General features: G+C 31.4%; 13 protein-coding genes, 3 pseudogenes and 1 CRISPR repeat array. Of the genes and pseudogenes, 7 read left to right on the plus strand and 9 right to left on the minus strand.

Going from position 1 to position 21,339, the window contains the following annotated elements; all coding sequences use genetic code 11:
- The first annotated feature begins 125 nt into the window (after nucleotides 1-125).
- Nucleotides 126-599: a nucleotidyltransferase domain-containing protein gene (locus ACAM25_RS13125; protein ID WP_369610150.1), complete on the plus strand. Its 474-nt coding sequence runs from the start codon at nucleotides 126-128 to the stop codon at nucleotides 597-599.
- Nucleotides 592-1,041 carry a HEPN domain-containing protein gene (locus ACAM25_RS13130; protein ID WP_369610151.1) on the plus strand — a complete coding sequence of 150 codons (450 nt, stop codon included), beginning with the start codon at nucleotides 592-594 and terminating at the stop codon, nucleotides 1,039-1,041. Before ACAM25_RS13125 ends, ACAM25_RS13130 begins: the two co-directional genes overlap by 8 nt.
- A 362-nt stretch (nucleotides 1,042-1,403) precedes the next feature.
- Here ACAM25_RS13130 and ACAM25_RS13135 read toward each other — a convergent pair whose 3' ends face one another.
- Nucleotides 1,404-2,420: a pyridoxal-phosphate dependent enzyme gene (locus ACAM25_RS13135; RefSeq protein ID WP_369611694.1), complete on the minus strand. Its 1,017-nt coding sequence runs from the start codon at nucleotides 2,418-2,420 to the stop codon at nucleotides 1,404-1,406.
- 369 nt (nucleotides 2,421-2,789) lie between these two features.
- Here ACAM25_RS13135 and ACAM25_RS13140 point away from each other — a divergent pair, with 369 nt between their 5' ends.
- Nucleotides 2,790-3,860 (plus strand): ATP-binding protein, encoded by a 1,071-nt coding sequence (locus tag ACAM25_RS13140; RefSeq protein WP_369610152.1) that lies wholly within the window; start codon nucleotides 2,790-2,792, stop codon nucleotides 3,858-3,860.
- A gap of 162 nt (nucleotides 3,861-4,022) precedes the next feature.
- On the opposite strand, the gene ACAM25_RS13145 is transcribed toward ACAM25_RS13140, so the two are convergent.
- From ACAM25_RS13145 to ACAM25_RS13165, 5 genes and pseudogenes are all read right to left on the minus strand, one after another.
- Entirely contained in the window at nucleotides 4,023-4,175 is a 153-nt protein-coding gene (locus tag ACAM25_RS13145; RefSeq protein WP_369610153.1) for a hypothetical protein, read from the minus strand.
- 170 nt (nucleotides 4,176-4,345) lie between these two features.
- Complete coding sequence (locus ACAM25_RS13150; protein WP_369610154.1) at nucleotides 4,346-5,335, minus strand: DUF973 family protein; 990 nt, start codon at nucleotides 5,333-5,335, stop codon at nucleotides 4,346-4,348.
- Between the two features lie 571 nt (nucleotides 5,336-5,906).
- Nucleotides 5,907-7,008 (minus strand): annotated as a pseudogene (locus ACAM25_RS13155) (ATP-binding protein); the annotation flags it as partial.
- Between the two features lie 283 nt (nucleotides 7,009-7,291).
- Nucleotides 7,292-7,432 carry an ATP-binding protein gene (locus tag ACAM25_RS13160; RefSeq protein WP_369610155.1) on the minus strand — a complete coding sequence of 47 codons (141 nt, stop codon included), beginning with the start codon at nucleotides 7,430-7,432 and terminating at the stop codon, nucleotides 7,292-7,294.
- Nucleotides 7,433-8,282: 850 nt separating this feature from the next.
- Nucleotides 8,283-10,115 (minus strand): annotated as a pseudogene (locus ACAM25_RS13165) (thermopsin family protease).
- A gap of 458 nt (nucleotides 10,116-10,573) precedes the next feature.
- On the opposite strand from ACAM25_RS13165, the gene ACAM25_RS13170 reads away from it, so the two are divergent.
- The gene (locus ACAM25_RS13170; RefSeq protein ID WP_369610156.1) at nucleotides 10,574-11,575 is read left to right on the plus strand and encodes a zinc ribbon domain-containing protein; all 1,002 of its coding nucleotides are present in this window, start codon (nucleotides 10,574-10,576) and stop codon (nucleotides 11,573-11,575) included.
- 165 nt (nucleotides 11,576-11,740) lie between these two features.
- Nucleotides 11,741-12,394: a CRISPR-associated CARF protein Csa3 gene (csa3, locus tag ACAM25_RS13175; RefSeq protein ID WP_369610157.1), complete on the plus strand. Its 654-nt coding sequence runs from the start codon at nucleotides 11,741-11,743 to the stop codon at nucleotides 12,392-12,394.
- Nucleotides 12,395-12,586: 192 nt separating this feature from the next.
- Here the strand turns inward: csa3 and ACAM25_RS13180 are convergent, their stop codons facing one another.
- The gene (locus tag ACAM25_RS13180; RefSeq protein ID WP_369610158.1) at nucleotides 12,587-12,835 is read right to left on the minus strand and encodes a VapB-type antitoxin; all 249 of its coding nucleotides are present in this window, start codon (nucleotides 12,833-12,835) and stop codon (nucleotides 12,587-12,589) included.
- 566 nt (nucleotides 12,836-13,401) lie between these two features.
- Between ACAM25_RS13180 and ACAM25_RS13185 the strand changes: the two are divergent.
- Nucleotides 13,402-14,001, plus strand: a pseudogene (locus tag ACAM25_RS13185) (DEAD/DEAH box helicase); the annotation flags it as partial.
- Nucleotides 14,002-14,304: 303 nt separating this feature from the next.
- Nucleotides 14,305-16,053 carry a helicase-related protein gene (locus tag ACAM25_RS13190; RefSeq protein ID WP_369610159.1) on the plus strand — a complete coding sequence of 583 codons (1,749 nt, stop codon included), beginning with the start codon at nucleotides 14,305-14,307 and terminating at the stop codon, nucleotides 16,051-16,053.
- A 135-nt stretch (nucleotides 16,054-16,188) separates the two neighbouring features.
- Here the strand turns inward: ACAM25_RS13190 and ACAM25_RS13195 are convergent, their stop codons facing one another.
- Complete coding sequence (locus ACAM25_RS13195) at nucleotides 16,189-16,518, minus strand: hypothetical protein (RefSeq protein ID WP_369610160.1); 330 nt, start codon at nucleotides 16,516-16,518, stop codon at nucleotides 16,189-16,191.
- Between the two features lie 2,002 nt (nucleotides 16,519-18,520).
- A CRISPR array of direct repeats spans nucleotides 18,521-19,776; the repeat unit is 24 nt; unit sequence CTTTCAATTCCATAGTGGATTAGC.
- A 641-nt stretch (nucleotides 19,777-20,417) separates the two neighbouring features.
- Nucleotides 20,418-21,302, minus strand: coding sequence for a hypothetical protein (locus tag ACAM25_RS13200; protein WP_369610161.1), 885 nt, complete (start codon nucleotides 21,300-21,302; stop codon nucleotides 20,418-20,420).
- Nucleotides 21,303-21,339 lie beyond the last annotated feature (37 nt).

Here is a 21,339-nt window from a genome sequence, read left to right on the forward strand (position 1 = left end):
TATTAGATTCAGTAGTTAATTATGCGAGTTACTTTCGGATATTATGTAAACATAGGATGAAGGAACTATCAATGACCTCATGCTCATATACTGCAACTTAAAAAGCATAAAAAAGATATTATAATATGAATTGGGATTCATTAGTAAACGCGTTCTTAAAGGTTTACGGTGATAATTTAGTCTCTATTGTTCTCTTCGGATCTTACTCTAGAGGTGACCAAAGAAAAGATAGTGATATTGATTTGCTTGTTGTACTAAATAAAATAGAGAACAGGTACAACATAGTTACTAAGATCGTTGAAGTTGATAAAATACTTGAGGAAGGTTTTTATAAAGAATTAAGGGAAAAAGGTTACGAAGGGGTAGTAATGCCTATTTTTCTTGATGTTAAAGGAGCAACGAGATTTAGGCCATTATACCTAGATATTGTATTTGACGCAATAATATTATACGACAAGGACAATATAATGAAAGAAACATTCGAAAGAATAAGAAAAAGGTTGGAGGAATTGGGTGCAGTTAGGATTAAGGATGGAAGGAAAAGACATGTCGTTATATTGACTAAGATTAAGCCTGGGGAGGTTTTTGAACTTGAATAATATTAATTTAGCTGAAGGTTACTTGAGAGAAGCTAAGATTAGGTTAAAGTATGCTGAAGAAGCATTAAAAGTTGACAAGGACTATGCTTATTGCGTTAGATCTTCTCAAGAAGTTGTAGAGTTAAGTGTAAAAGCAATTCTTAGATTGTATGGTTTAGAAGTACCTAAGACTCATGACCCTGGCAGAGAACTTGTTAAAAATAAGGAGAAGTTTCCGGAATGGCTAAAAAATAACATCGGCGAGATTGAGTTCATCTCAAGATGGTTAAGTTTAGAGAGAATTCCATCATTTTACGGTGATGAAGAGACTGGAACACCGCCAAATGAGATTTATGATGAGGAATATTGTAAAAAAGCATTAGAATCAGCTAATTATGTTTATCAGATTGCTGAAAAAGCTTTAAATGAAACGAAAGAGAGATTTCATTCCTACCTAAAGTAAATTAAATTTGAGAGGAATTCTAGTGTGTTTTGTTTCATGAAGAAGTCTCTTAGGGTAATTCAGGTTTCCATTGCGAATTGAATTTGTCTCAATCAATTACAAATTAAGAAATAAGTGAAAAGTCTCTTAAAAATAAGAAAGATGTTTATATGTATTTCTACAGTATTGTCGCGTCAAACTTGAACCTTATTTAGATTACTTGTAAATACAGTTTAATTAGAATTTTTTTCAATTATGAAATTATCACAATTCGCAGTGGAGCCTTAAATTACCCAACAGCTAATACATGAGTAACTAAGAATTAAATTCGAAAGATCAAGAACTAACAGAGGAATTAAGACAAATTACTAAGAACAAAAACTTTACTTTACATTAACTGAAAGAGATTTTAATCCATTTCCAGTTAAGACTAAAACAGCATTATTCACCTTGTATTTTTGATATGCACTCCAAACAGTTGCTGAACTTGGCTCAACTAAAATACCATGTTTAGCTAAGTATTTCCAAGCTTCCTTTATTTCATCCTCACTTACAACTACGCAATCCCCAGTTTCTTTTAATACTGTAAGCATTTCTGGTAGAAGGAATGGTTTTGTTGAGACTAATGCATCCGCTATTGAAGTAACTTTTTCTGGTGGATTATATTTTAATCCCTTGAGAGAAGCACATACTGGCATAACTTGTTCTGTTTGTACAGATATAAGTTTTGGCATTCTTTCTATTTTCCCAGACTCTAATAAGTGTTTAAATCCTTCATAAACACCAAGAAGCAAAGTTCCTGCAGAAGTTGGTAAAAATACATACTCAACTTGCTTAAAATCTCTGTATATTTCATAAGCTAAGCTTCTAATACCATCACGGAATTGTGGTTGGAGAATGTGAGAGGCAAAATAATAACCAGAATTTTCAGCTTGCCTAGTTACATCTTCTCTACTTCCTTTTACCTTAACAACTTTCGCATTATAAGCTTCTATTTGCTTAAGCTTAGATGGGTTAGCATTTTCTGGGACAAAAACAGCAACTTCCATTCCAGCTAAAGCACCATAAGCTGCTATTGAAGCACCAGCATTGCCAGAAGAATCTTCAGCTATCCTTTTTATCCCTTGTTGATGTAAATAAGAAATTAAAGTTACTGAACCTCTATCCTTGTAAGAACCAGTAGGGTTTAAGAAATCAAGTTTAAGATACACATTTTGAAACTTAATTAATGGTGTATTTCCTTCACCAAGTGAAATCCATTCCTTAACATAAGGGAAATTTTCCCTAATTTTATCCTTATAATCAAAATCAATTACGTATTTAAATGGACCACCACATCTTTTGCATTTTATTTCAAATATGCTTTCTCTAGGTTTTCCACATCTTGTACAAATTTCCATGTTTTCCACGGAATTTTAAGATCTCGTTCCATATATATTGTTTAGGAAATTTACATGACCTTTTTCCACGTAATAGATTTCTATCAAAGCCTAGAAATTGTAGGACAAATTCATAATGTCGTCTTTTAGGTATAAATTCAAAGCGTAGGAATCTCTACATAAAGACAAGACTAAAATGTTTATATACACTAAACATTAAAAGTATGCAGAAAATAGAAATAATTTATACCTTTACGATTACACTATGGACATACTCCATGTAATGAAGAAAATGAACCAAATAAGTGAGGTTTAAACGCCAATATCGATGTTCTATGAAAAGTTAACTATTTTACTTCTATGGGTAGAAGTAACTTCTGGGGGTAGAAGTTGCTATTTGACCCAACACCAAAAGTAGATAGAAAAGATTTCTTTGATAGAGAGAAAGAAATTGAGAAATTAAAAAGATTAGAAACCCCCATAGTTCTAGTTCTTGGATTAAGAAGAACTGGTAAATCCTCACTCATTAAAATCGTTTTGAACGAATTAAAGGATTATCTTTCAATTTACGTTGACTTAAGAAAATATGAAGAGAAGAATACAATTACTTACAGGGATTTTCTCCTTGATCTACAAAATGAAATAAATAGACTTGGAAAGAAATACAACAAGTTAATAGACGCGTTAAAGAACATAAAAGGTGTTAAAATCCTGGGAAATGAAGTAAAGTTTAGTTGGAGTAAAGAAGAAAGGTTCTCCTTCTCCTCTTTACTTGACTCTCTTGAACAAACCGGAAAGAGTGTTATAGTTCTTGATGAAGCACAAGAGCTTGTAAAGATGAGAGGAGTTAATCTTTTACCATCTTTAGCTTATGCCTTTGATAATTTAAAAAACGTTAAAATAATTATAAGTGGTTCTGAAATGGGAATGGTATATGATTTTCTAAAAGTTGAAGATTCATCAAGCCCCTTGTATGGCAGAGCATTTTCAACTATTGAATTAAAACCCTTTGATAAAGAAACTGCTATTAAGTTCTTAAAAAAGGGATTTGAAGAACTTAACATAAGTTTTAACAAGGAAGAAGAGGTTTACGAAACAATTGGAGGAATTCCAGGTTGGTTAACATATTTCGGTTTTACTTACTATCAAACTAGGAATTATGAGGAAAGTGTGAGAAAAACACTTGAATATGCTAAAAAACTTATCTACAGAGAATTTGAGAATTTCCTTAAACCACGTTACATTGCTAAAGAAAGGTATTACACTGCTATGAGAACAATTAGTAACTGTGCTAGTTGGAGTGAAATAAAAAGATCATTAGAGGCTAAAGAAGGGATTGAGATTAGTGATTCTGAAATTTATAACTATCTAATTCAGTTACTTAAACATTCGTGGATAGTAAAAGAAGACGATAAATACTGTCCTTCAGAACCGTTAATAGGAAAAACTTTCAAAACGTGATTTACTAAATAAGAACTTCATTCAGTGGTATAAACACGGATAAGAAGTTGATATTGAAGTTATTCTTTTATGAAATTCTTATTTGCAACTCTAATCAAAATTTGTAATTTGATTACAATCTTTTTCATTGAAATGCGACGAGATTATAAGAACTAATTCTTCTTAAGAAAAATATTGTGAGACATTAAATGTTATTGCCTCTAACAGCTTACTGTGAATTTGTATAGTATAAATTCTAATATCATAGTTTTGCAAACTTATTAAGAGTTTCCTCAGCATCTCAACACCTATTCTTGGTAATAATACCCTTACCACTATTAATACTCGTCTAGAGCATGACAAGGTAAAGACAAGAAATTAAAAGGTTAGAATTTGCAATAATTGACGATTTGAATCCTATTTTCATGAAAGCTTTCTCTTTTTAGTCATACTGAGAATAGAAATAATAAATGGAAAATAAATGAACTTCCTAATTAAATAAAAAATTAACCCTGATATACTACTGTTGCATTAACTGGTATCATATTACCTCCAGCATTTATTGTTATGGTTATAACATATTGATTTCCTATTTGTAATTGACTAACATTACCAAAATATATTGTAATTTCATTATTACCTGGATTAATTGTAATTGGATTAATATAGCTAGATGTTAACTGAGGATTTTGCATAACAGCAGAAACTATAACACCAGATGTTGTTGTATACAAATATACTTTGGCGTAACCATCACTTTTAATAACGCCTTGACCAACCTGATAAAACTGTGGTTGTTGATATGTTGGTTGTGGATATTGAGTTTGTTGATATGTAGGCTGATACTGAGGCTGTTGAGGATAACCATAAGGTGCCATTGGGCTTACACCAGACGAAACCATATTTATTATTTTTCCTAAACCAATATATACTAATATATAACCAACGAAACTAATTAAACCCATTGGTATTGCAGCTAAAATTCCACCAATTTTCGTTAACCCTTCATTGTAAACATCACCAACCTTGTATAGTCCTACGCCTAAGAGGATCTCACCAATAAGTGTTAAAATTGCCGCAATTACTAAAATAAATATTCCTATAATTGCCAATGTTAAAATAGCTCCTATTAATGTTAGAATTAGGCCTACTAAATATAGTGTACCACCAGTACTTCCAATACCTACATCTCTTCCTAAACTTTGCAAAATAGAAAATCCACTTCTTAACCTTAAAACACCTAATATTCCTAGAACTGCACCTATAACAATCATTGCTATAAAAATTATTGTAACTCCAATTGCAGCACCAAGAGCACCAGCAACACCTCCAGCAGCACCACCAGACGCAGTACCAGCAGCACCTCCAGCAAATACACCTCCAATTAAGCTAGGTAAAAACAGAATAAACGCTATAGTTTCTAATAAAGGAGATATGATTATGAAAAATGCTCCACCTCTTAATTTTTTTAATCCATCTAGTTCTGCGTTTTGCATATTTATCTAGTTATCTTCACTTATTGTATTTAAAAATTTTTCTATTATTTTTCAAGATAATATTAGACGTAGTATATCAGTAGAAGGAAAAAAAGGATATCCAAATTTAAAATCATATAATTTTAGGTAAAAACATGAAATGCTTGTAAATCAAAATCAATTCCATCAAACTATAAAATTATATTAACAAAAATGTAAGATTCACGTATTATAAGGACTATCAATTGTATAGTTATTCTATATCAACAAAAATCCTTTTATAATACTTGTACAATATCATTATGGGATAATTTTGGCGAAAGAATTTTACATTAAAGTCTTCATTTAGAGATTAAGAAGATAGTATGAGTGCTTAGTTTTCAATTCATCTACTCTTATAAGGTCTATCACTTCTAAAATTTCGAAATAACATCTAAACACTTTCTTTTAATTAATCCAAGAAATATCTTAATAATTGACTAAAAATTATGGTTAAACGTTTACCAAATTATGGCATCTAATTTTATCTCTACCTTTAGAAGGTTGGGCAATTCGTCCATACTTCTAGAGCAAAAAGTGACTCATTTGCCTATCAAACCCCTATAAACCAACTTCTCATTTTCTCTAAGTCAACTAACTCAACATCCTCAATTTTTTTTTAGAGAAACTCTTTGTTATTAGGACATATTTTTTAGCTGGAATGTTAAGTCTCTTAACCTTTCCTTCTAACTCACTAAGCAATTTAGAAGGATCAACGTTATCACTCCACTTTACCTCTCCAGCAATTTTATCACCCACAATGTCAATCTCAACATCCTTATACCACACCCTTCTTGCTTTTTCTTTATACACGTCTTTCACATACTCTCTTCCAATTTCTTCAAATACAAATGGTAAATACTCCTTTTCGTACTTTTCAATCTCAAATTCATATATCCCCTCTTCGATAAAAGATAGGTTAGGGTAAATGAACTTGAACCAGAAATTTACAAACTTATCCTTGATAATGTATCTTCCTCTCTTCTTTTCGTTGTAGTCTGTCAATTAGTCTTATTCTTTTTAACTTCTTTAAATAAGAGCTTATATCTCCTTTAATCTTCACAAAATCCTTAATCTCACCAAGTGTATTCTTTCCCATAGAAATTGCTAGAAGTATTTCCTTATAAGTTCCAATCTCTGTAAATTCGTATCTTAAGAGAAACTCAACCTCATCTTTGATGAAAGTGTCTGGCCTCTTTAACTCCTCATTTATCCATGAATAAAATGGTGGTTTAACTTTGAGTAAGTAAAAAGGAACTCCTCCTGCAAAACCATAAATTCTAATTGCCTCCTCAAGATTAAGGTAAAGTCCCCTTAAGTGCTTAAATTTTAACTCTTTTAGTTCTAAAGAAGCAGTTCTTCTACCGTACAGGGGACTTTTATAAGATATAGCGTCTTCCATTAGTGAAATTGACGATCCAATTAGAATAATCTTAGTCTTAGTGTATTTCATTTCATCTGCAATTTTTTGAAAAGTTGAAAGAACAGTCTCATCTTCTTTAATCATGTAAGGGAATTCATCAATTATGATTACTTTATCCTTAAGGAAGTGAAATATTGACTCCCAATCTTCTTTAACGTAACTCTGGAAATTTCTTCTCTGCAACCTCCTTAAATTTTTGCAAATTATTCTTCTCCGTTGCTAAATAATGCACACTATCTTTTTCAAAATCCTTTATTGCCGTTGAAAACTGTTTTCGTTAAAGCGTGAAGTTTAAATACTTTGCATTCTATATATCTTCTAGATCCCCATCACAGATGTGGATGGTAAATTCCCGAATAGTGGTGGGGAGAAGGAAAAAACTTAAGATGTGCGGGTTTCCCTCGCTATAATGCGGGGTGGGGGGTTTCCCGCGAAAGGGACGGAGAAGAATGATTGAGCAACCATGACTTCGATGAAATCCAGGGGCCGAGAATTGAATACAAAATAAATGAAATTCAATGAGACCCAAACCCCTCTAAAACTAAAGCAGTTTTACCAATCCTTCTCCTACCGTATATTACGATTAGCTCAAAGGAAGGAGATAATAATCTCTCCCTTAAGCTTTTCAACTCTCTTTTCCTATCTATGAATATCATATTTCAGAATATGAATTTTATGGTAACAGTTGATCAAGTGACTTTATCCCTCGCCCTAAACGGTACTCCCTAAAATCACACCTTAAAAATAAATCGGGATAGATAAAAAGTCATACATAGTTTTAATCAATTAGATAAAGATCATCTTGTTGTATCTCGCCTAGTTAAAACAAAAAGAGAAGAAACCTGAAATTCCTTTTATTAACCTTGAAGAACAAAGAGTATAAAAAAGGTAAAACAAAGATAAACAAGTGTAAAACCAGCTCCTAGCAATGTGTCCTATAATTTCTATGCTTTGATATAAATTTATTGTTACGTGGAAAAAAGTCATGTAAATTTCCTATACAAAATCTTATTTAGATAGTATAAGTTAAAATGTATTTATTTCTAGGTAATATAAAGATGTTTTTAGGAAAAGTAGAGGATTTAATTATTTTGATAAAAACAAAATGGCTAGACATGCTCGAACCTAGGAGAAAAAGGCTTAAGAAAATAACCTGAGACAAGAGGGGAAGGCTTAGTTGATACCATAACTATTCATGCCTCCCCAAGCAATATCCCTTAATAAAGTATTGCTAAACTAATTTAAATTAGATTAAAAATATTGTTGAATACTCACGAATATTCTAGTGAAGGACTATCTAATTATTTATTATATAGAAATAAATTTGGACTCTAGTAATAACTCTTTTGCTCAAAAATCTTACATACTTCTAGCCACTGTAAGCGTGTTTTAAAGTATAAATGAGAAAATTAATTCTTATTCATATGTTAAATTATCATAAAATAATAGTTCAAAAATCTGATTTTAATCTTCTTAATGCAAATATTATGCTTAGCTTTTAGTATGTTATCTCAAGTAATATTGCCCAACGACCCTAACTTTAACCTTAACTAGTTTACCTTTAGCATAAATAATTAAGTACCCTTCGTAAACCATATTTGGATAATAGAAGACATATGGAAATAAAAATGAAATATTGTTTACACCAACTCTTATTGGGTACATTAATGGTACTAAAAGTCCAAATAGCCGAAATCCTATTACCATTCCATCAGTTTTACTATTAATAAGTAATTGAACTAAGCCATTATTTATAACGCCTAATTGAACTTGTTCAAACATTTTTTGAATTTCTTTGTATTTTCTCCAACTCCTATATGTCAATACTCCTACACTAGAAAATATACCTAATATTGCTAAGACAGAAATTAGAAATACGTTAATAGAAGTGACAAGAGTTTCATATAAAGGCTCTGTTACTGTTAAATGTTGTCCTATGTTTATCATGCATGTACCATTCAAATAGCCTGTTAGATAAAATGGCAATGAGACATCAATCTTAACTGTTGAAAAATCATTAACCCATGCAGAATTTGTAATAATACCATTAATTTTAACAAGGTAGGGAGACTTAACAACAACTAAATATTGCTTTATCGTTTCTGGATTAAATACATATGAAGAATTAACAATTATCACACTGTTTAAATTAGACACTACTTCATATCTAGTCTCATTATTTAAATAATAGTATTTGTTAAGGTCTATTGAGATAATAGTTCCATTCTTATACCAACCAGAATGAAAAACACTTTCATGGCCATTGATACTAGCATTTATTGCAAAGGGAAAAACTACGTTAATATAATAATGATAATTAATTTTACTTCCATTAATTACTATTCCTATTGGTCTGTCATTAGGAGTTACTGTTATAGTTTTTCCATTAACCTTTATTATTAAAGGATAGGAGATATAAGATACAAAAGATTTCGTTAATGTGTTATTTACGTAAATCGGATAAGTAGAAGTTATATTTACGAAAGTCAGAGCTGGTGAAGGAGGATTTATTGTAACTGTTTTAGGCGAAATTGAACCTATAGTAACTAATGCATACTTATTTACACTTTTGGTAACAAGATCACAAGCACTTTCACCAGTGTCATTACCGTAAGTATAAAGCTTGTGAAATGCTATCCAATTTCCATCATTATAATAGTACATTGCTAAATAAGAAGTCATAGAAGTAAAGTTAGCACATGCTCCGTTAGCAAATCCACCCCAAACTAGCTCACTATCCATTAATAAACCATTTTGAGGTGTTCGTGAATCATTAATTACTATATAAGCTGATTTGACTTAACTAATAGGAATGAAAACCTTATCAAAAGTTACAATACTTGATGGAGTTAAGTTACTTCCATTTTGAACTATGATATAATTGAAATAAACAGTTACACCAGAAGAATTATAACTTTCATTTATCATCATATAAAAAGCTAAAGGTAATGAATAATGCATGTGATAAAATGTATAAACATAGATACCATTAATTATTCCACCTTTTCCATAAACTTGAGTCATGTTAGCTGCAGGTAAGGTTGAATTCCAAACATTATCTGCAAAGAACAATTCACTACCGTTAAAAGATGCTACATTCTGCAACCAGAAATAATAAGTGTTTGTAGGTGTATTAGCTTCTAAAATTACGTTAAGTTGAAGAGAAGATCCGTTTGGTAAACAAGTAGAATAATTAACAGACAAAGCAGTTATATTTGCAAATCCTAAAACTGAAGAAGTGTATATAGGCCCTTGATGAGCAGAAATTCCTGCTGGTAATTGAGAAAATGTTATAATCGGTGATAAGAGAAGTATAAAAGATAATATTAACCATCGCATGATAAATGTTAATAGTCCAATAGCTTTAAAATTAATCTTTAGAGATTGTATTAAACAATTGTAATAAAATGAAAAATTCTCTCAATATAACATAATAGGAAAATATAAGAAATTGAGAAAAAGTCCTTTATTTTGTATTGTTACACACGCTCAGATTGAAAATCCAGTTAAGTAGAAAAATTAAGGTATTGGCAATCTCTTTGTAAAGATTGAAAGAGAATATTTAAGAAAGAACATAGAAAAATAAGTCTTAATATGAGCTAGAATACTCTTGATAACAAAAAACTAGCAATAAAGTTATGAAGATAGTAAATTTCAGCGAAGTTAATATTAGTAAAATCATAAGTAACTTTATGTTATATCGATTATGTTTAAGAATCAAATACCTAATCTTAAGTTAAATAAGGAGAGAAATTGATAAAGAAAAAGTTTTTAAATGGGAAAAAAGATTGTATCATATGGTTAAGTATTGTCCTAGATGTGGATATCCAAATCCCGATGAAGCTAATTTCTGCGGTAGATGTGGATATCAGTTTCCACCAATGAATCAACCTCCTACTATGCCCCAGGAACAGCCTTATCAACCACCTTATCCTCAACAGCCTTATTCATCACAGCCAACATATCCTCAGCAGCCTTTTCCGTATCAACCACCTTATCCTCAACAACCTTCAAAGAAAAAGTTTTCAACCAAAGCTATAATAGGCGTAGCTTTAGCAGTTGCTGTAGTTTTAGTAGTTTTCCTAGTAGTATTACCTATGCTTCAACCAAAATACACTTTAGCTGATGCTGCATCTGTCGCACATTCCTATTATGGAGGAAATTGGAATACTGATAGTTCTATGTCATATTCTGCCTCTTACGTAGGTCATGGTGAATATAAGGTAACTTTCGCAAACGGTACTACAACAACAATGAACATTTATCAACTTAATAACTGTTTCTCTACAGAGCTTTCAATACTCACGGGTGTTGCCCCCATTCAGTATACTGGAGGATTCTTCTATCCAGAATATTCAAATAGTCTCATACCATATCCTCCAACCAAAGTAGTTCTCGAGGTTATAAATGAGACCGGTACTAATGTGTCTATTATCCTATTTGGACTCTATTGGAATTACACTCCAAACTATGCATCTTTAGCATATAACATAACGACTGCATTCTTGACAAATTCAACATATCAAGAACAAATAAGTAGTATGTCTCAGTTATTCTCAAAATACGGAATATACTTCAATATGTATAACTCTGGTGGATATGATTATTTAGTGATGACAATTAATAACGTTACATTCATGCAACAAAATATTGATGCCTACACTGGATTAAATTGGACTGCCATGGGAGGTATGGCTGGTCTTTCACAAAATGATATTGCAGTAGTTATAACAATCAATCTAGCACCTACTCAATCTCAGCTTCACACTTTCCTATCGATGGTAATTAATAGTTTATAATTTTTTATATTTCTTGACTTGAATAGAAAACTTTAACTCATGTTTAGTTCTTAAAAATTGAAAATCATGAGTAGTTTATTAAACCATATTATTAATCCTTTAGGCTGAGGAAGCAGATACATAAATAGCCTAACATTTTTAAAACTCAATTGCTTATCTAACATGATGAGTGTAAATTTAGTTTTCGGATTAGGGTTCACATCAGAGTACATAATTAGGATAATAGCAAATAGAGGTATTAGCGATGTAAAAGAAGTATATCTTTTCTCTGTATGGAATGTTGATGAGTTTAGAAAAAGACAATCGGAAGAGACTATAAATACTGTAATGAAAGTCCTTTCAGCTGCGGGAGTAAAAGAAATTCGACCAAAGTATCTAAATATTGATACTACTTTCGACGATATAGTATTACAAATAGCTGAAGTAGTTAGAGGAGAAAACCTTGAATTCTATTTAATTGGAGGGATGAGAGTCCTTAACCTTGCATTATATTATTATGCGATGTTAGCCCAACAAGTTGGTAAAAAAGTAAAAATATTATCCTTCACAGAGGATATGGAAAAAAGATATGAATTACCAGCTAAAATTCCAAGGAAAATAGGAGAAAACCACGTGGAAATTTTAAGATTAATGAGTGATGAGAAAGATTGGGAAATTGAGAATATTTCAAAACAATTAGGAAAATCTTTGTCAACAATTTCTAAGCAAATAAGCGACTTAGAAGAAGAAAATTATATAGAATGTAAATTGAAAAAACCGAAAATATGCAGAATAACAAACTTAGGTAAAATAATAGTTGAATTAGCAAACTCGAGTTGATGGTTAGTCTAACGTTTTTAATCTAACCTTCTCACTAACTTTCGTCAAGGTCGGTACTTTCATAGAGTGAACAACTGTTTCCTCATTTAAACGACGCTAAAACTGAGTAAAATTAAGCACAATCATTTGACTTCTAACCTTATCAGAAGAATTTCTTGTCAAGAAGGGTCATTATCAACAACACTTGTATCCTCATTCTCTTTCACTAACTACTTCTTCTGAAGTAGGTAAGTTAAGATCCTTTGGTAATCCTTCTTTAAGCCACTTTTCTACTATTTCGCCTACTTTTTTCTTCATTTCTAACTTCTTTTTAGCCTCATTTAATCCAATCTCAATTATTATGTTAAAAGCTTCATTTATCGATGAGGTAATTCCTTCTTTTACCATTTCCTCAGCAATCTCAAATACCTCATCCTTTACTTTAATTCTAACAGTTTTCATGTAATACAATTGATTATCCTGTTATATAAGTATTATTTTCGTGACACTGTTGAATATCTTAAGATATGCTAGAAAAAATCACGTGAATAAAGTCAATCATCAAACAGAATAACTAATGAGGATAAGGGAGTGAATATAATGCTATCATAAACTTTGATCATTCAGGCTCTGTGAGTCAGTGTGTGTCCCCTAAGCAGAAATTAATATATTTACGCTCTATAGAGAGATTATAAGGAAGGAAGGATTTATTATAATTACTAGTTAGTTTTAAAAATATTCTAGAACTAGAAATAATTTATACCTTGATGACGTTACGAAATTAAACAACAATAGTTCATCTTTCAAATTGTTAAACCCCTCTATCTCTCAAAAAGTAATCTTTTTTAAAGTCTTTTTCCTACTTCTTTCTGTGTGTGATAGTTTCACACTACTTAAAGACTATGCTTACTTAGTCTACGTAGAAGGCAAAAAAAGATGCTACTAAAACTAACGTTAAGTTCAGAGACTTAGTTGATTGTAAAAATTATACTTCCACCGAACCATATGACTACTATCTTTACCCTCATCAAATACAAACATTAGAAGCTTTAGAAAAAGGAAAGAGTGTAATTCTCACAGCATCAACTGGGAGTGGAAAAACTGAAGTCTGGTTACTTTACTTTTTGAGGAACTCAACCAACAAGGTATTAGTAATTTACCCAACAAAAGCTTTAGCAAATGATCAGAGCCATAGGCTATACAAAATCCTTAACTGCTTAGGTTATGACGTTCACGCTAAGGAGGATAAAGGGATATATTACGGTGATCTCGTAAGATATGATGGTGATACAAGTAGTTATGATGAAGTTAAGAGAAGTCTTCCTAGAAGTAAAATAATTACTACAAATCCAGACATGTTAATCCTCCACCTTGATTACCTCACAACTCTACAACCAAAATTAATTGTAGTTGATGAACTAGACTTTTACGACATAGCTAAGGCAAATGCATTAATTGAAATACTACTAAACTCATTCCCTCACTCACAGTTCGTAATTATAAGCGGTACTTTATCAAACCCAGATGACTTAGCAAAAAGACTAAATAATGCTGAAATAGTCAAAGGAGAAGCATTTAAGCCAGAACACAGATACTTCATAATTGTAGGAAAGAAAGACGAAGTGTAAAAAGTTTATAAAAAACGAGAGTAAACTTCTAAAATATCAAATATACAGTTTTGACGACTTCATTGAGAAAATCTTTGACTTATATTATACTGCATCACTCAATATGGACAAAGAGCTAAGGACAGATATTTATGATGCCTTTCTAAAAGATGATGCATAAATTGAAGATTTACTTTCACTTTACAGAAAATGTGATAATGAGTTAACTATTACCTTCTTCCCGTCTATACTAGAGTGCGAAAAGTTTGGGAAAAATATGGGAATACCAACACACCACTCAAAAGTTGAAAAAAGACTAGAATTTTGTTAGAAAAGAGGCTAAGAGAAAGGATCGAAAATAACGTTTTCACTGTAAAGACCTTACTTCAAGGAATAGACATAGGTCATGCTAAAAGAATAATTCATGTAGACTTACCTTTCTTAGTTAAAGACTTTATTCAAAGGGAAGGGAGAGCTGGAAGAAGAGAAAACCTTGACTTTGTTGAAAGCATAATTATTCCAAGAGGTTTTGACCCCAGGCTAAGAAATGGTTTTGAAACATTAAAAGTTTGGTTAAGCATAGGTCCAGAAGTAATCATTTATAATCCCGATAGTCTTTACGTAAAGTTATGGGATGCAGTATTGAAATTGAGGGAAGGGAGAAATTTAGATAACGTAGAGAAAAACTTAGCTGTTTTAGTAAACCTTATTGACGAAAAAGGGGGAGTGAACTACCACAAACTAAATCACTTCAAGTTTTATGAGATAAACACGGAAAAGAACAGATTAGTAATAGAAAGAGGAGGAAAAATGGAAGAAGTTGATAGAATTAGCATGAAAGACTTAATTGAGTTTTATCAGCCCGGGTATATTGATTTGTCAAATAAGACAATCGTTAATAAAGTGGAATACAACCCAGAGAACAAATACTTCACAGTTATCGAAAAGCCAGTAGACGAAATAGAAAATGAGTGTATTAAAGATGGCATTGAGGAATATGAAAGCGTTCTAATGAGGTGGAGTAAAGAGACTGGAGAATATATCCCTCCAAACTTTGAACTTGATTTAGAGCTAGGAAGAGTTCTGTCAAAAGTCCTTGTTGATATTCAATTTAAAGGTGAAGGGTTTGTAAAATATAAAGAAGTCCCAAGAGAAGTACGTTGGTATATACTTTCAAGGAAAAGATTGCCAAGCGTAAAAGATGGTAAGCTTGAGTATGTTTATTATTTTAATAAGATAGACTTAAACTGCAAACCAACTCCTAAAAAAGGAGGTTATGAGGACATAACTTACGCTTATGAAGTTAAGAATGTTGACGCTGAGGCTGGGATGTCTTTTTTACTCACAGCTTTAAGGCTATTTTACGGAATTAGACCAGATCTAATAAACTACAGCTATTTTGGAGATATACTAAAAATATGGGAGACTTCGCCAGTTGGTTTATTAGAGAAGATTAGGGAAGGAGGGTTGGTAATTAACGGTAAAAAATTAGATTATGATACTTTTTCAGCATATCTAAACAACGTTAAAGTAGATGAAGCATTTAAAGTCATTTTCTACTCCTTATATCCCGTAGAAGATATTGACTTTGATAAGGCAAGACAAGATGCCTTAACATTAGCCTTTAAATTATTCAAAAGGGTTAAGATATTTAACAAGGTTTTACCATCTGCAGTTAGGAATATTGTATTGGATAAGTTAAGGATTAAGGATAAGGAATTTGTTGGAATAGTTTATCCATTCCTTGGTGGTGTTAATGTAATCACATTAACTAATCCCAAGGAGAAAGAGGTTTTAATGAAGGTATTGGAAGCTTCAGAATTCTCAGATGTTATCCTTACAACCTCATATTTCCCAGAACTAGCAAAACTAAGAATTAACGTAGTAAATGTAAAGGAAGAATTTAAGAAAAAGTTTAATGCTGAAGTTGATCCGTCTGACTTTTCAGAAGAAATTGTGAATCTTGAGCTGGAAATTTCATCGGAAGAAGAAGATGATGAAGAGAAAATAAAACAACTTTTCAAGTTAAGGGCTGAGATTATACAAGGCATGGCAAATTATCTCTATAGCTAATGTTAAAAAGAGAGTAAGGCAAGAAGTCTAAGATTCTGTTTCTCAGTCTGTTTAAAGTAATTCCAGGTAGCCTAGGACTGATTTTTATAAAGAAAGATAAGAGGATTTTCAAAAAAGAGGATAGACATATCTCAGTCACATGAATTTTATATTCTTATAATATTTTTCTTCTTCTAATCTCCTCATCTTCTCAAGTCTTTCAGTTATAATTTCAGCTAACAACTTATGTCCTTTAGAACTAATAACTTTAGCTCTCTCCTTCTCCTTCTTCTCAATAACCCTAATCATTATAATTACACCATATAAAGGTATAACCATAGTCTTAGATTTCTTATCCAATGAAGGTTTGTAAGTAGTGACGTATACATATATATCATTTATCTGAAAGATTAAGGCTGGAAAATCTTGATAAAGTTTTTCAGAGAGCGTAAGGTAGACCTTCTTCACGGGAACAATTAACTTCATACATTATCACCATAAAAAGAGAGGAGGGTTTTAATCTATTTCCCTCCTTTCAATTGTAGTTAGATCTACAACCCTTTCTCTAAGGGTTTCCTCTGAAGGTAGGAGGAACTGTTTCTTCTTATGAGTTAAAAATTGATATTGCATACTGTACAGTAACAATTTCTGGTATATAAATATTTTGTCTCGTATAAATAGCAAATGATGAAGTAGAATTTGGGGAAATTAAGTATTTTGAGTGTCAGTAATGTTATCATTAAGTTATTTCCATTCTTCCTCAGCTCAATTCTTTCAATCTCTATAAGAGACCATGAATACATTAATTTTATACCTAGTGACGAAACTGTAAGTGAGTCCGACTATCTACTGTTGCCTTTTTCTCGTTATTTTAAAAGATTTTTAACTTTTACCGCATGTTAGATAAAATCGCTATTTTCAAAAATTGACTATGAGAGTATGTTCATTACGTTGTCATTTTGCACTTTTTACATTGTATAAATCTTTTCCTTTATGAATTACCTAAAATGGATATACTTCCAATTATCCGAACAAAAAATTATAATCCATGATGAACATGCAGAATCTTTCATGATAAGTCTACAATTGTCGAATTTTTACACGCTCTGAAACTTTTTTACGCTATGTGAAAATTCTTTCGGAATGTGTAGGCTTAAGCGAAAAAATGGTATTTTCTAACTTACTCCAACCGTCTTAACAGGATTTTAAAACTTTATATTGAAGAAAAGTTTACATAAAGAATAAAGAAAGGGAATAGAATCTCTTCTTTATTTTTATGTAATACCCCATTATATTATTATAATATGCGGAAAAACTCCTCAAGAATAAAAACTGCTCTTAAAAGTTAGAAAAATGCGTCATCAAGAGAGTGAATGAGAAAGTCTTTAATTGAAACGCAAAAGTATTAAGAGAGTTTCGATTGTGGTCTGAAAAATAACATCAACATGGCATTAAATCAATTTCTTTCTAATCCTAGATTGTCTAACCACGTTTAATTAACTTGAAATAAATCGACCCCTTGTAACCACAAGTAGGTTCAAGCTATAATCAACCATGCAATGCTCCTTGTAAAAGCTTAGTATTAAAACATTAAGACAACTTCTCACTATAGGGGTAAGTATACTCTTTGCTAACAACATATGATCCTGACTTCATAATCATCAGTATAATTAACACCACCTCCAGGGAGTTAACTCAGCGAGTGCCTCTAACTCCAATCTAAGGAACACTAACATAACAATTCCAAACAAAGCGCGAATATAAGTACATTGTCCATCAAAACCTAACCTTGAAATTCTTCATAACGAAGATTAAATAGTGTTGAAAACCTTTTCTTCTCTTTTGATTAAATAATAGACTAGCCTAGGAAGTATACTTGAAATACTCCTCTGTTCATATGCATGCAAATCCTTATGATTGTTCGCTAAGCTTGCAAGTTTTAATCTCACAAAATGTTACAAGTTTTTCATTTGTATTTCTTTTTCCTCTGAGGATCCGTTTTGGATAAGTTATGTTTGAGATTTTCGTTTTTCTCTTCTCTTTTTATTCTTAACTTGTTATGGTTGGTAAGTTTAGTTTGTTAATTTGTACTCCTAAATTGTGATATGGTGTTTTTGGGCTTAATGTTTTTATATTGAATTGGGGTATCGTAAGCATTAACTTTGCAAGGTATTACATTCATGTTGTAACCCTAACACAAGTTTTTTATTAGGGTTTTAAATTTGAATGCACGTAAGAAACTGTTTTTAACGTTTTGAATTTTTAGCATATTACATGTTGATTTTCATGAGTGTAATTAAACACTCTCATGAAATGGATCCTAAGAATATTAAGGACAACAGCTCTAAGTCTATTTCTAAAACCACAATTTTTTGTTTCATTATTAACTAAAAAGTTTATGTATAAAAGAAAATTATCCTACACAAGTCGCATAAAATTGTATTGTTAAATTTCACTTCAGAACTAATGTTACTACACATCATTAGTTCTTTCAATTCCATAGTGGATTGGCCTCTTGTTCAGGTTCATGCTCTGGAACTGCGTATACTCACTTTCAATTCCATAGTGAATTAGCGCAATAGGTTCTTGGAGCAGTAACAACTTTACCGTACACTCTTTCAATTCCATAGTGGATTAGCCTCATATAACGCCTGTAAACGGGCTTGCTTTAAACAAAGACTTTCAATTCCATAGTGGATTAGCGGAATATTAAGTTATTTTCAGAATTTATAAAATAAAACACTTTCAATTCCATAGTGGATTAGCAATTGATGATTGATAATGTGTTATTCAATGAGGTTAGCAGCTTTCAATTCCATAGTGGATTAGCATATAGTATGCCTTAAGTCCAGCGACCATTGACGCTAAGGCCTTTCAATTCCATAGTGGATTAGCATAATTTTCCTGTTCGCTAGCTCTGGCAACGCCTTTAATATTATCTTTCAATTCCATAGTGGATTAGCTCTTTTGTTGTCGCAAGAGCTAGCTCTTACACTGAAAAAACCCTTTCAATTCCATAGTGGATTAGCCTGTCTTCATAAAGAGAAGTTTCGATGCATATACATTATTTTCTTTCAATTCCATAGTGGATTAGCTCTTAGCTTTAAGAGATCCTTCTCGACAAAATGTGAGAACTTTCAATTCCATAGTGGATTAGCAGTTAGCAATTACAGCACTGGAAGCTTATCATGCCCAGGCTTTCAATTCCATAGTGGATTAGCAGCGTAGAGGACGCAATAATTAGGCATGAGGAAGGACATTTGCTTTCAATTCCATAGTGGATTAGCAGAAGAAGGAAGAAGAACAGTCTTATACTATTATCATAAAGCTTTCAATTCCATAGTGGATTAGCCCCTTTATAAAGGTTCGGAAAACCTCGCCAGGGCGGGGAGCTTTCAATTCCATAGTGGATTAGCACGTACCAGGAATTTGCAAACTATAAGCCGATATTAAGACTCTTTCAATTCCATAGTGGATTAGCCGCTTTGTGACGTCCGTCATAAGAAACCCAATTAAAGATTACTTTCAATTCCATAGTGGATTAGCACAAACTAAAAGAGCTAGCATCGTTGCTAAGTATGTCTGAACACTTTCAATTCCATAGTGGATTAGCATGGTAGTTGAAACTTCTCTTTGAGAATGTCATATACTCCGCTTTCAATTCCATAGTGGATTAGCAATTTATCTTCATCAATTTGCTTGATTATCTTTCTGTTTATACTTTCAATTCCATAGTGGATTAGCTGAAGGTTTTTATACCTCATATCTATTCTAATTTTCTCTTTTCTTGTATTTAAGTCTTGTTGTTTACTATTCTCTTTTCTCTTTCTATTTTACTGAGAGATTAATTCTTTTTCCCGGGAAAAGCCGGGAAAATAACGAATTCTCTATAGAGGTAATTAATTTAGGTTAACATCCTACCTCCCAACCTAACAAGGAGAAAGGGAAACAATGATAAAACCCGGGAGAAAATTATCTATATTTTTCTTTAATTAAACGTACAAGTTGTTTTATTAATTTATGAAATAGCTAAAGAGGAAAAAGCGATCTTATAATCCTTATTATTTTTAATATATAATCATATACCTCTTTTTTACAGAGAAAATAAGTTTATTATGAGATTGCCTATCTCACAAATGCGTTTAACGATTTTTCTCCATATAAATGCAGGTTTGAGGAATTTACAGAGTTAATTGAAAATCAGTTATGCAATCAGCTAGTAACTTATAATTTCATGGGAATATCACTATCTCGTCTCATGTAATAAAATTCACCCTAACATTTCATGTAAGACACAAAAAAGTCTCACTTACTATTACTCTTCTTTTTTCAAATATTAAGAGACAAATTTCTCAAAATAAATATCATGCCATAATTTTTACAACTTAATTAAACTTAAAGTTTAGATTAACAACAGCCATTTTCTTATTTCTCTTTCTAATTACTTTACCTCTTAATTCAAATGGAGGTTGATCATCTGGAAATAAATATGTAACGAATACTGTTATGCCTGTAGGCAAAACTAAGGCTCTCTTAAATTCCCATAATACTTCCTTGAGAGTAATTTTGTCTCCTTCCTTTTCAAAATACATCTTATTATGTATTTTTAAGATAAGCCTCTTTGAGGCTTTATAACCAAATTTTAATAACATTAAGTAATCCCTATTCAACTCTATCCACCATAAAGTTGATAAAACAATTTCATTAGCAAAAACTGCTATTAAGTAAAGGAAGATAAAAAGACCGATAGAAATTATCCTAAATCTAGTCTCATAATCAGCTATAAGCATAGAGATGAAAAGGAAAAGATTATAATACCAAACTGCTTTAGCTACGATCAATATAATTAATAAGAACTTTGAAGATAAACTATAACGATATTTTAACATTTCAATCTCTTTCTTCGAAAGTTTACTATACAAAACATAAGGTAATTCAAAGGATATTTTTCCTCCCTCTATTTTCACTGTTTTAACTCTTTTCATCATTTTCCTTAGTTTATCTCCAAAAAGTGCTAGCAACATTGGAGTTAAGGCAAATAAAATTAGGAAAGGTATTCTGTATTCTACATTTTTAACCTCAAATAATAATACGTATGCAAGAAAGTATATGAAAAGGAAGAATAAAAAGAAAAGATAAAGAAGGGTGATTAGGAGGAAAAATATCTTGATAGAATCTTTTTCGATATATCTAATATTCAGCCAGAATAATATTGGTATTACAACGACAACTCCTAAAACTTCAAAGTATGACGAGAGAGGTATAACCATAAATTAATATAAGAGTAAACATTCATAAGATTATTTA

It is taken from the genome of Sulfurisphaera javensis (genome assembly GCF_041154675.1).
GTDB lineage: Archaea > Thermoproteota > Thermoprotei_A > Sulfolobales > Sulfolobaceae > Sulfurisphaera > Sulfurisphaera javensis.